8 protein-coding genes are annotated in these 12,674 nt (G+C 37.1%); 7 read left to right on the plus strand and 1 reads right to left on the minus strand.

Translation table 11 applies throughout. The annotated features are described in order from the left end of the window. Positions 1-125: 125 nt before the first annotated feature. Both EG359_RS07320 and EG359_RS07325 read left to right on the plus strand, forming a co-directional pair. The gene (locus EG359_RS07320) at positions 126-548 is read left to right on the plus strand and encodes a hypothetical protein (protein ID WP_076352218.1); all 423 of its coding nucleotides are present in this window, start codon (positions 126-128) and stop codon (positions 546-548) included. 314 nt (positions 549-862) lie between these two features. Further along, a complete protein-coding gene (locus tag EG359_RS07325) occupies positions 863-3,472 on the plus strand; it encodes a TonB-dependent receptor (RefSeq protein WP_076352219.1) in 2,610 nt (869 codons plus the stop codon). 149 nt (positions 3,473-3,621) lie between these two features. On the opposite strand, the gene EG359_RS07330 is transcribed toward EG359_RS07325, so the two are convergent. Beyond that, complete coding sequence (locus tag EG359_RS07330) at positions 3,622-5,748, minus strand: type IA DNA topoisomerase (protein ID WP_076352220.1); 2,127 nt, start codon at positions 5,746-5,748, stop codon at positions 3,622-3,624. A 573-nt stretch (positions 5,749-6,321) separates the two neighbouring features. On the opposite strand from EG359_RS07330, the gene EG359_RS07335 reads away from it, so the two are divergent. From EG359_RS07335 to EG359_RS07355, 5 genes are all read left to right on the plus strand, one after another. Beyond that, positions 6,322-7,320 (plus strand): EamA family transporter, encoded by a 999-nt coding sequence (locus EG359_RS07335; RefSeq protein WP_076352221.1) that lies wholly within the window; start codon positions 6,322-6,324, stop codon positions 7,318-7,320. 16 nt (positions 7,321-7,336) lie between these two features. After that, positions 7,337-8,365: a methionine ABC transporter ATP-binding protein gene (locus tag EG359_RS07340; protein WP_076352222.1), complete on the plus strand. Its 1,029-nt coding sequence runs from the start codon at positions 7,337-7,339 to the stop codon at positions 8,363-8,365. Beyond that, positions 8,358-9,014, plus strand: a complete 657-nt coding sequence (gene metI / locus EG359_RS07345) for a methionine ABC transporter permease MetI (protein WP_076352223.1) — start codon at positions 8,358-8,360, stop codon at positions 9,012-9,014. The genes EG359_RS07340 and metI overlap by 8 nt, the downstream gene beginning before the upstream one ends. A 111-nt stretch (positions 9,015-9,125) precedes the next feature. Then, complete coding sequence (gene metQ / locus EG359_RS07350; protein ID WP_076352224.1) at positions 9,126-9,935, plus strand: methionine ABC transporter substrate-binding lipoprotein MetQ; 810 nt, start codon at positions 9,126-9,128, stop codon at positions 9,933-9,935. Between the two features lie 186 nt (positions 9,936-10,121). Continuing rightward, complete coding sequence (locus tag EG359_RS07355; protein WP_076352225.1) at positions 10,122-12,383, plus strand: glycoside hydrolase family 3 C-terminal domain-containing protein; 2,262 nt, start codon at positions 10,122-10,124, stop codon at positions 12,381-12,383. Positions 12,384-12,674: the final 291 nt, after the last annotated feature.

Here is a 12,674-nt window from a genome sequence, read left to right on the forward strand (position 1 = left end):
TTTAAGTGTAAATTTAAAGATTGATTTAAAAACTAAAGAATTTAAAGACTCAAAAATGAATAATCAATAAATTTTTACTGCAAAAATTTCAAAAAAGATTAGCTTTGTGATAAAGAGATTATTTCATGGATTTCAAAAAGACATTTCTTTTCTTTAGTTTTCTGGCATATTGTACATTTCAGGCACAAACCCTGAACTTATACGGAGGGGCAGATCAGGATCAATATTTGGGATGTTTAAACTGTGATACTTTTGATAAAAACTCCATCTGGAACAAGTATAGTGATTATGGAAATGTATACAGCTCAAAATCGATCTGGAATACCTACGGAAATTATGGGAGTTCATACAGTACCTACTCTCCCTGGAGCAGCTATGCCTCATATCCTCCGGTTATTGTAGACCAAGACGGAAATTTTTTCGGATTTCTTACCCTGAATACTTATAAATCTGAAAGATCAGAACTGGAACTAGCGCACATTTTATGCAAATACCATGAGGATATCAAAACAGATATCAATGGGTGGTATGAAAAGTTGTTTAGATAATTGCACTTTTATTCATTGAAGAATCATAAATTTTCAAATTAATGTGTAAAATTGATAGCATAAATGCCCTAATTTTTAAATAGAAAAAATATAATTAACCTGTTTGTAATCTATTCTAAAAAATTCCTTTTTACCTTATTTTTCACTTTAACAAACTGTAAATGATAATTTTAATATAATTTAATATCATCAAAAGAATGAATGCCAATGCCAGTCTGCGTTATTCATGAAATCCATCACCTAAGATTTAACACTCTATTAAGAAATAAATATCCATCTTTGCAGCCTTAAAATCAAACACGCTAGTTTATTTCATGAGCATTATTTTTAAAAAGCGACTACTTATAGCGCTTGTATTACCTACTGCCGCATTATATTACGGCCAGAGTACAAAGGATTCATTAGAAAAATCCAAATCTATTGATGAGGTGATGTTGGTGGGTAGAAACCTTTCCCAAACAGCCAAAGAAAGAAAGACACCTGTTGCAGTTTCCACTATTAAGGCAGCTGAAATTCAGGAGAAATTGGGAAATAGAGAATTTCCTGAAATTATGAAGTCTACCCCATCGGTGTACGTTACCAAAGTAGGTGGTGGATTTGGAGACAGTAGAATTAACATGAGGGGTTTTGATGGTGCCAACATTGCGGTAATCATCAATGGACAACCTGTTAATGACATGCAGGGAGGTACTGTTTACTGGTCTAACTGGACCGGATTGGCAGACATTGCAAGTACGATTCAGATTCAGAGAGGTCTGGGAGCTTCTAAATTTGTAGTTCCATCTGTAGGAGGAACCATCAATATTGTAACCAAGGCTACCGATTCTGAGCAAAAAGCAATGATAAAGGGAGAAGTGGGTAACGATAACTACTCCAGATTATCTGCTATGTACTCTTCGGGTTTAAAAAATAAATGGGCAACAACGGTATTGCTTTCTCGTTGGCAAGGTGATGGTTACATCAACGGTACAAAGGGTGAAGGTTACTCTTGGTTTTTCTCCACCGGATTTAAGCCGAATGAAAAACATGCATTCAATCTAATTGCAACCGGAGCACCTCAGGTACACGACACGAGAAGATCTTCTGCAACGGGAGCCAATGTAGCAACACTACAACAGTTTGAAACGTACGGAAGAAGATACAATCCACAAACAGGAATGCTGAATGGTTCTCAATTCAATTTAGCACCTAACTTCTACCATAAGCCAATTGCATCTCTTAACTGGGACTGGAATATTAATGATGCCTTGAAATTATCTACAGTAGTGTATGGTTCTTGGGGACGTGGTGGAGGTGGTACCGGACTTAACGGTTCCATTAAAAATGCTGGCGGACAAACCATGAACTTCATGAATTATGGACCAGCCGGAGATGGTACCATCAACTGGGATATGATTTATCGTTATAACCAAGGAGGTCTGGTAACAGATTACAATGGAAATAATTTCCAGAAAGGAGCGTTTACTGCTCCTGCAGGTTCTCCAGCTGACTATAACGGACGATATGTAAGTACATTAAACGGAACCACTGGTATTGTAAGAAAGCAAAGCATTAATTCCCACGACTGGTATGGTGTAATTGCAGATCTTAATTACAAAAAAAATAACTGGACCTTTAACGGAGGTCTTGACCTTAAAACTTACAAGGGATCCCTTTATGATATTGTTACTGATATGTTAGGATCGGATGCCTTATTTGTTCCTAATACAGCGAATGCTCCAAAAGGATATTATATTAACCAAACTGTAAAGCCAGAACCGCTTTCAAAGCTTAATGATGCTCAGAAAGTGTCTATCCACAACGAAGGTTTAGTAAAATGGGCTGGTGTATACGGAATGGTAGAATATAGCACTGAGAAGTTAAGTGCATCTATTCAAGGGTCAGTTTCTGAACAGTATTACAAGAGAAAAGACTATATGCTGTATACTCCCGGAAATCAGGAAACCAAATGGTACCATAAAACGGGGTATATTGTAAAAGGGGGCGCCAACTATAACATAGACCAGCATCATAATGTATTTTTCAATACAGGGGTTATTTCAAGACAGCCATTATTCAATGCTTTATTCCCTTCCAATCAAAACATTTATAACGATGCGAAGAATGAAAGAATCTTCTCTATGGAGCTAGGATATGGTTTCAAATCCCGTTATATCGATGTTAATATTAATGCATACAGAACGCAGTGGGATGACAGATTTATTTCAAGAACATTCAATGCAGGTGCTGCAGATGTTGCCAACTTCTCTCAACTGAAGCTTGGAAATGCTTATTACTATAATGCCTTAAATGTTGGTCAGGTTCACCAAGGTGTTGAATTGGAAACAAAAGCAAGACCTTTCTCTAACCTTAGATTGAGAGGAATGCTATCTTTAGGGAACTGGAAGTACAAAGGAAATGCGAACTTCAACATTATTGATGTTCAAAACAATCAGGAAATAGCAGGAGCAACAGGGATCATTAACATTAAAGACCTGAAGGTTGGAGATGCTGCACAAACAACAGCAAGCATCGGGGCTGACTATAATATTACCAAGGCTTTCAGTATTGATGCGAACTGGGAATATTATGACAAGTTATATGCACAATTCAACCCTATCAACTTCCTTACTGAAGCTGCAAGAGAAAAAGGAGTTGTAAAATTACCAAGCTATAATTTATTTGATGTAGGTGCTACTTACAAGTTCATCATTGATCAGAAGAAGTCTTTAACGTTAAGAGCTAATGTATACAACTTATTCAACAAATATTATATTTCTGAATTAAGCTCCAATATTTTTGCAGGTGATAAAATTGCCAATGGTCCGGATGCGGGGAAAACGTATCAGGAAACAGGTAGAGTGTATCAGGGTGTTGCCAATGGTAATACAGGATTCCTAGGTTTTGGAAGAACATGGTCTATTGCAGCCACTTTCAAATTCTAATACTATATCATCTCAATAATGATTCAATTAAACCCGCCAATTATGGCGGGTTTTCTGATATTTATAACGTAAGTTTTCAAAAAAACATGAGGTTTATGTTATCTCTCGATGACCGAGCAGACAACACATATTTTTGTGGCCTATGCTCTTTATGAAAGCTGAACCTGAAAATCATCTGCTAAAGAAAGAACTCCTTCCGTTAATCCGTCAGAATGCGTACTGAATCCTTTTAGCTTTGAAGTTTTTCCCTTTAAAACGAGATCCAAAAGTTGTTTATCTGAAAGTTTTTTCCCGAAAATATCAAAGGTAATTTTAAACCCACAATTCTTGAAATCAGAACATCCCACAGCTGTTTTACCCTTAATCAGATTATGTTCTTTACATTTCGGGCATTTTGTTTCTTCCCAGGACTGAAGCTCTTTCTTCTGAGCGGGTTCTCTTTTTTTCTTTTCCTTAACCTCCTCTTTTTCCTCTTCCTGTAGGGTAATTACTTTTCCTTTACCATCCACCACCTTTTTGGTAAGTTCAGTTACCATCTGAATCAGTTCTTCCTTAAAAAGATTGGCTTCGTATTCACCTTTTTCAATTTTACGAAGTTTCGACTCCCATTCACCTGTTAGTTCCGGACTTTTTAAAAGCTCATCTTCAATGGTATCAATCAATTGAATTCCGGTTTGAGTGGCAATCAGATTTTTTCTTTTCTTTTCAATATACTTTCTTTTGAAAAGGGTTTCGATGATATTCGCACGGGTAGATGGTCTTCCGATACCGTTATTCTTCAATAGTTCACGCAATTCTTCATCTTCTACCTGCTTTCCAGCCGTTTCCATTGCCCTAAGCAGTGTTGCTTCAGTATAAGGCTTTGGTGGCGAAGTTTTTCCCTGGTGAATCATAGGATCATGTGGTCCAGACTCTCCTACAATGAATTCAGGAATAGTCTGTTCCTCTTCTTTATCTTTTTCCTTATCGGTAGATTCTTCTTTAGGTTCTTTAGCATACACCGCTCTCCATCCCGGCTCCAAAATCTGCTTACCACTTGTTTTAAAAGGAATAGTTCCTACCTTGGCCTCCACCAATGTATTGGAAATCTTACATTCCGGATAAAACACAGAAATAAAACGCTTCGCAATTAAATCGTAGATCAGTTTTTCTTCCCTGCTCAGGTTTTGAGATGGTGGAACTTCTGTAGGAATAATAGCATGGTGATCCGTTACTTTTGCATCATCAAAAACAGCTTTTGATTTAGGAATTGGTGCTTCCAGTAATGGAGAGATCAGGTCCTGATAAAAGCTCATTTTTCTAAGAATTCCTTCAATCTTCGGATAAAGACTTTCTGATAAGTAAGTGGTATCAACACGCGGATAGGTTACATGCTTCTTTTCGTAAAGACTTTGAATATAATTCAACGTGTTTTCCGCTGAATATCCATATTTTTTGTTGGCTTCTACCTGAAGTCCCGTTAAGTCAAAAAGCCTTGGATTTTTCTCTTTTCCTTCTTTGATTTCAAAGGAAACAATCTCAAAAATATTTTCTTTAAGATATTCCAGTCCTTTTTCTGCCCGTTCCAATGTTTTCAACCTGTCAATAGCAGCATTGAAAATAACGTCACGGTATTTTGTTTTAAGCTCCCAATACTCTTCTGTGGTAAAGGCATCAATTTCTTTCTGACGCTGCACCAACATCGCCAAGGTCGGGGTTTGTACCCTTCCAATGGAAAGGACTACTTTATTCCCTCCAAATTTCTTTGTAAAAAGCCTTGTAGCATTGATTCCCAGTAACCAGTCTCCTATTGCCCTTGCATTTCCGGCCAGATAAAGATTTTTATAATCTTCCGCAGGCTTTAAGCTTGCAAAACCCTCCTTGATTGCTTCTTCCGTCAATGACGAAATCCATAAACGTTGAATAGGCTTGTTGCATTTTGCCTTTTGCAAAACCCAACGCTGAATGAGTTCTCCTTCCTGCCCGGCATCCCCGCAGTTGATGACCTCATCACATTCTTCCACTAGCCTTTCAATTACTTTAAACTGATTTTCAACGCCTTTATTCGGGATCAGCTTTATTCCAAAGCTGCTGGGAATAATAGGAAGCAAAAACAGGTTCCAGGGTTTGTACTGGGGACCGTAGTCGTGAGGTTCTTTCAGGGTACAGAGATGTCCAAACGTCCATGTCACACAGTATCCGTTCCCCTCCATATAGCCCTGCTTGGATGTGGTAGCCCCTAATACTTTAGCGATATCTCTGGCAACACTGGGTTTTTCGGCAATACATAATTTCATGAACTCGGGATTATTGAAAGACTGCAAAAATCGGGATTTTTTTTGACTTTGCAAACTTGGTTATGGGATGAGGACTGACAATTTAAAGACTTAAAAATGAAATTTCACATTAATCAAGAGTTTTATGGTACTTATTTCATCAATAATTGCAATCTGTTTTGTATAAAAACCCTAATATTCAATTTTAATCATGATAAAAAAATTGTATAAAATATAATTCTAAGCTATTTTTTGAATATTAATAAAAATTAAAATACTCATAAAAAACTGATTTACTGATTGTTAAATTTAACAAATAAAAAACATAGCAAAAAGTCTATAATTTTAATGGACTAATAGAAATATATGTTCTATATTTGCAACAGGATTTAGGGAAAAGCAAAAAAATGAAACCAAATACTAAGAATAATACAATAAAGAAACATACCATCAAAATAATGATGATGTGTAATTGTATGCCTATACATAAAGAACTTCGTGGATGACCTTACTTTTATATGACATATTTTTAAAGGCTCTACCACGTGTAGGGCCTTTTTCATTTCAACAATTTATACATTAAAAAATTACAAAATGAGCAATTCTAAAAACAGATGGCTGATACCACTGGCATTTACAAACATCTATGTAATATGGGGAATTACGTTTTTAGCTATTTCATTTGGCTTAAAAGGTTTTCCGCCATTCATTCTTTCGGGGCTGAGATTTCTGGTAGCAGGAATTCTGATGATTGGGTACCTCCTATCCAAAGGAGAAAAGCCAAACTCTCTCATTAATTGGAAGAAAAACGCAATCACGGGGGTACTTATCCTTACTGGAGGAACAGGTCTTGTGGCTTGGGGGGAGCAATATGTGACCGCTTCGGAGGCAGCTATTTCCATCGCTACCGGTCCGTTTTGGTTTATTGCCATCGACAGAAAAAACTGGAAATATTATTTTTCAGATAAGTTCATTCCGATTGGGCTGGCTATTGGATTTGCAGGATTAATCCTATTCTTAAAAGGAAGTGTGAATTCAAGTGCAGCACATGCAGTAGCCAACGGCCAAATTCGTATCACGGCATTTGTAGTATTGGCCCTTAGTTCTATTGCATGGGTTTTAGGGTCTTTATATTCTAAGAAAAATCCTGCTTCACAATCTACATTTATGAATATTGCGCAACAACTTATTGTAGCAGGAGCAGCCTCTTTTGTTATTGCTTTATTTAGAAAGGAATGGAACGGTTTTTCGGTTTCAGCAATCCCATTATCAGCATGGTTGGGAGTCCTGTTTTTGATCTTCTTTGGATCTATAGTCGCTTATTTGTCGTACATTTGGCTCTTGTCCGTGAAGCCCGCTGCATTGGTAAGCACCCATACCTACATTAACCCTATTGTTACAGTTATTGCTGGATGGATTGTGGCCAACCAGAGCATAAATGGCGGCCAGCTCTATGGTTTGGCAGTCATATTGCTGGGAGTACTTCTGACTAATGTCACCAAGTATTTCAAACTTTCAAAACGGTCAAAGGTCAAAATCAGACGAGTTAGAAGATTATTTAACAGGACAGGCAAGCGATATCAGCCTATTTAAAAAGATAAACATCAGAATGATAGAAATCAGAAACATATCAAAAACATTCCACCAGAAAAAACAGTCTTTCAAGGCACTGGATCAGGTGAGTCTTACTATAGATAAAGGGGATATCGTAGGAATTATCGGGTTTTCCGGTGCAGGAAAAAGTACACTGATCCGTACCGTAAACCTATTGGAAAGACCAGATGAAGGACAGGTAATTATTAATGGAAGAGACTTTACCCAATTAAGTTCTAAACAATTGGCTGAGGAACGTAAAAAAATAGGAATGATCTTCCAGCACTTTAATCTTCTTTCTTCAAGAACTGTTTTTGATAATATAGCGCTTCCTTTGGAGCTGGATCGTCTCAGCAAGGATCAAATTAATAAGAAAGTCAACGAATTACTGAAAATTGTAGGCCTTGAAGATAAAGCCCAAGATTATCCCAGAAGTCTTTCGGGAGGTCAAAAACAAAGAGTAGCGATTGCAAGAGCATTAGCCAACGATCCTCACCTCTTACTTTGTGATGAAGCAACAAGTGCACTTGACCCAGTGACTACACAATCTATTTTACAATTGCTAAAGGATATTAATCAAAGACTTGGTATAACCATTCTTCTGATTACCCATGAAATGGATGTTATAAAGGCTGTTTGTAATCACGTTGCCGTTATAGACCAAGGAAAATTATTAGCAAAAGGAACTTTAAGTGAGATCATTTCGGATAGAAAAAATCCGGTGATTCAACAATTTATAAATTCAGACATCATGACCCTGCCACAGGAACTCAGTAACAGACTGCAGAAAGAGCCACAGGATGGTTTATTTCCGCTGGTTGAAATAGAACTTAACGAAAACATAAGTGTTGAACAACTTCTTTCAACTTTATATAATGAATACAAAATCCCTTACAAACTTTTGAAAGCGGATGTAGAATATTTTGGAAACTCCAACTTTGGAAAACTATTGCTGCAACTTCAGGGAGAAGCTGAGAAAAACCAGCAGGCCATCTATTATTTTAATCAAAATAAAATTCAAAATACAGTAAAAGGATATGCTTAGTGATACGGTAATTGCCCTTTTGGCAAAAGGAACCTGGGAAACGGTTTATATGACATTTGTGTCCGGTTTTTTTGGTTTTGTTTTAGGTCTTCCGGTGGGAATTCTCTTGTTTTTAACAAGAAAAGGACAACTGCTTGAAAATGTAGCCTATCACAGGACTTTATCTATTTTGGTTAATATTTTTCGTGCCATCCCATTCATTATCTTAATTGTATGGATGATTCCTTTTACAAGGATTTTGGCAGGAACGTCCATTGGGGTAAATGCGGCATTGGTTCCATTAAGTGTGGGAGCAGCTCCTTTTATTGCAAGATTGGTAGAAAACAGTCTTATTGAGGTTCCTCATGGGCTGATAGAAACAGCCAGAGCCTTGGGTGCTTCACCATTTCAGATTATCAAAAAGGTATTGCTTCCGGAAGCGCTCCCATCATTAATTAATAATGCCACCATCACTTTAATCACTTTGGTAGGCTATTCTGCAATGGGTGGTGCTGTAGGAGCCGGTGGATTGGGACAGGTTGGATATCAATATGGTTACATTGGGTATGATATTGTGATTATGAACACTGTCTTGGTATTACTGGTTCTTTTGGTATTTATCATCCAGTTTATGGGAGACCGATTGTCTAAGAAATTTGACCATAGATAAGTTTGAAAATTCTTGAGAGAAGAGCTTTGAAACTGTGTGTATAAATAAGATAAATTCTACTTATTTACCAAGTTGCTTTTTAGCATTTTCACCTTTAAAATAAAATTCAGAATGAAAAAAATAAAAATCATAGGATTATTAGCAGCCGGAGCATTACTTTTTAGTGCCTGTTCAGGAAGAAAGGATGATCCTAACTTTATCAGAGTAGGAATTACCTACGGACCAGAGCAGGAAGTAGCTGAGGTTGCTAAAAAAGTAGCCAAGGAAAAATATAACCTTGAAGTGGAACTTATTCCCTTCAATGATTATGTGGTTCCTAATGAAGCCTTAACCAATGGTGATATTGATGCCAATGCTTTCCAGCATCTTCCTTATTTGACAGAGCAGTCCAAGCAAAGAGGATATAATCTTGCTGTTGTAGGAAATACCTTTGTATACCCTATCGTTGCCTATTCGAAAAAAATTCAAAATATCAGCCAATTGCAGAACGGAAGCACCATCGTTATTCCCAACGACCCTACCAATGGTGGACGTTCATTGCTTTTATTGCAGAAAAATGGTTTACTGAAATTAAAAGACGGTATTGGATTACTGCCAAAAGTTACTGATATCACAGAGAACCCAAGGCAATTGAAAATCATGGAGATTGAGGGGGCACAGATCCCTAGAGTTTTGGATGACAGAGATGTTGTGGTAGGTATTATCAACAATAATTTCGCTGCCCAGGCTGGATTGGATTCGGAAAAACAGGGTATTTTTAAAGAGGATAAAGACTCTCCCTATGTAAATCTTATTGTGACGAGACAGGATAATAAAAACAGCCAGAAAGTAAAGACCTTTGTAAAAGCTTTTCAGTCAGAAGAAGTAGAAAAGAAAGCACTGGAAGTATTTAAAGGAGGTGCTGTAAAAGGATGGAATTAAAGTGCGAGGGAATTTAAGTTTTAGAATTAAAAACTTAAATATTAAAAAGTAATTTCTTCATTTCTAATAAAAATAAACTGTCAACAAATCTGTAGACAGTTTTTTTTACGGTAAAAATTTATTTTCTCAATTTGAGATAATATAAAAATTTTCTTTATTTTTGCTTTAATCCAATAAAAAGGCAATATGTTAAAGAAAACCGCCATTGTAAGTTTATTCACCTTTATTTCTGTTTCTTATATGGCCCAGAACAATACTTTACCCGTTTATTTAGATGAATCTAAACCGGTAGAACAGCGTATTCAAGATGCCCTTTCCAGAATGACACTGGAAGAGAAAGTAGCTATGCTTCATGCACAATCAAAGTTCAGCTCGCCAGGTGTTCCAAGATTAGGAATTCCTGAATTCTGGACTACAGATGGGCCTCATGGGGTGCGCCCTGAAGTAATGTGGGACGAATGGGACCAAGCCGGATGGACTAATGACTCCATTATCGCCTACCCTGCCCTAACCGCTCTATCCGCTACATGGAATAAGAACATGTCATGGAACTACGGTAAGGCATTAGGAGAAGAAGCCCGTTATAGAAAAAAAGATATTCTTTTAGGACCTGGAGTTAACATCTACAGAACTCCTTTAAACGGAAGAAACTTCGAATACATGGGTGAAGATCCTTATTTGACCTCAAAAATGGTAGTTCCTTACATCAAAGGGGTACAATCTAACGGGGTGGCAACTTCTGTAAAGCATTTTGCATTAAATAATCAGGAAATGTTCCGCCATACCAGCAATGTAAATGTGGATGACAGAACGCTTTATGAAATTTATCTTCCACCTTTCAAAGCAGCAGTAACTGAAGGCGATTCCTGGACAATCATGGGAGCTTATGATCTTTATAAAGGTCAATATGCCAGCCAGAACCAATATCTTTTGAATGATATCTTAAAGAAAGAATGGAATTACAAAGGCGTAGTGGTTTCCGACTGGGGTGCTGTAAATAATACCGAACAAGCTATTCATAACGGGTTGGATCTTGAATTTGGAAGCTGGACAAACGGTCTTTCTGCCGGAACAAAAAATGCCTACGATAATTATTATCTGGCAAAACCTTATCTCGATTTAATTAAAGCAGGAAAAGTAGGAACTACAGAATTGGACGATAAAGTAACACGATTACTCCGTCTTGCCTACAAAACCACAATGAACAGAAACAAACCTTTCGGGAATGTAGCTTCTGAAGAACATAAGGCAGTAGCAAAGGAAATTGGAGAAGAGGGAATTGTTTTGCTTAAAAATCAGGGAAATGTACTTCCTATAGACATCAACAAGGCTAAAAAAATTGCCGTTATTGGTGAAAATGCCATTAAAATAATGACTGTAGGTGGTGGTTCATCATCATTGAAAGTAAAATATGAAACGCTTCCTTTAGACGGCATTAAATCCAGATTCGGAAAACAAGCCGATGTACAATATGCAAGAGGCTATGTAGGAGATATTGGAGGAGAATATAACGGGGTAAAATCCGGACAGGATCTAAAAGACACCCGTTCTGAAGCTGAACTATTGAATGAGGCTGTAGAATTAGCAAAAAAATCTGACTATGTAATTTTTGTGGGTGGACTCAACAAGGCAGACTTCCAGGACAGCGAAGGGAACGACAGAAAAAGCTATGGTTTACCTTACAATCAGGATAACGTTATTACAGCTCTTGCAAAAGCGAATAAAAACCTTGCAGTGGTTTTAGTTTCAGGAAATGCTGTAGCTATGCCTTGGATCAAAGAAGTTCCAACTGTTTTACAATCTTGGTATCTGGGTTCTGAGGCCGGAAACTCCATCGCTTCTGTTTTAGCAGGAGATGCCAATCCATCAGGAAAGCTTCCGTTTACATTTCCGGTAAAACTGGAAGACAATTCAGCTCATCAACTTGGGGAATACCCGGGAAATAAAGAAGAATTTGCTGCAGGAAAAGGAAAAGATCAGAAAAACCCAATCAATATCACCTATAATGAAGGTGTTTTTGTAGGATACCGTTGGCATGATACCAAAAACATTAAGCCTCTTTTCAGTTTCGGACACGGTTTGAGCTATACAACCTTTGAATTTGGGAAAGCAAAAGCGAATAAAGTAACCTTGTCACAAAATGACACCATCACCTTTACCGTGACGGTTAAAAATACAGGAAAGAAAGCCGGTGCTGAAGTTGCTCAACTTTATATCAGTGATTTAAAATCATCCGTTCCCCGTCCTGCAAAGGAACTGAAAGGGTTTGAAAAAGTATATTTAAACCCCGGTGAACAGAAAGAAGTAACTTTTAAAATCGATAAAACAGCATTAAGTTATTTTGATGCCGGAAAACACGATTGGATTGCAGAACCTGGAGATTTTGAAGCATTGATCGGAAATTCTTCAGATGCCATTAAAACAAAAGTGAAGTTTACGTTGAAATAATCTAAACAAGAAGTTGATATCATGAAGACGGAAATTAATTTGTAGAAATGTTGTAAAGCAGGTTTCATTTTTAGGACCTGCTTTTTTGTTTCTCTCGCTGACCATACAGATAGCACGGATTTTTCACATGAATCTACATAATTGGCGTAAGCTTAAATTATTAAACCATTTCCTTAACTATTCAAAACTCTTAATGGTTCAAATTTTATAAAATATCTCGCAGATCAAGCTGATGACGCAGATTTTTTTTGAGTGCATATTTTATCATTATAAAAATTGGAGCATTGAAAT

It is taken from the genome of Chryseobacterium joostei (assembly GCF_003815775.1).
GTDB lineage: Bacteria > Bacteroidota > Bacteroidia > Flavobacteriales > Weeksellaceae > Chryseobacterium > Chryseobacterium joostei.

What these genes read in the sequence shown, in the direction of transcription:
- EG359_RS07355 (WP_076352225.1), top strand. Translation starts at nt 10,122, where the DNA reads ATGTTAAAGAAAACCGCCATTGTAAGTTTATTCACCTTTATTTCTGTT.
- EG359_RS07330 (WP_076352220.1), bottom strand. Translation starts at nt 5,748, where the DNA reads ATGAAATTATGTATTGCCGAAAAACCCAGTGTTGCCAGAGATATCGCT.
- metQ (WP_076352224.1), top strand. Translation starts at nt 9,126, where the DNA reads ATGAAAAAAATAAAAATCATAGGATTATTAGCAGCCGGAGCATTACTT.
- EG359_RS07340 (WP_076352222.1), top strand. Translation starts at nt 7,337, where the DNA reads ATGATAGAAATCAGAAACATATCAAAAACATTCCACCAGAAAAAACAG.
- EG359_RS07320 (WP_076352218.1), top strand. Translation starts at nt 126, where the DNA reads ATGGATTTCAAAAAGACATTTCTTTTCTTTAGTTTTCTGGCATATTGT.
- EG359_RS07335 (WP_076352221.1), top strand. Translation starts at nt 6,322, where the DNA reads ATGAGCAATTCTAAAAACAGATGGCTGATACCACTGGCATTTACAAAC.
- metI (WP_076352223.1), top strand. Translation starts at nt 8,358, where the DNA reads ATGCTTAGTGATACGGTAATTGCCCTTTTGGCAAAAGGAACCTGGGAA.
- EG359_RS07325 (WP_076352219.1), top strand. Translation starts at nt 863, where the DNA reads ATGAGCATTATTTTTAAAAAGCGACTACTTATAGCGCTTGTATTACCT.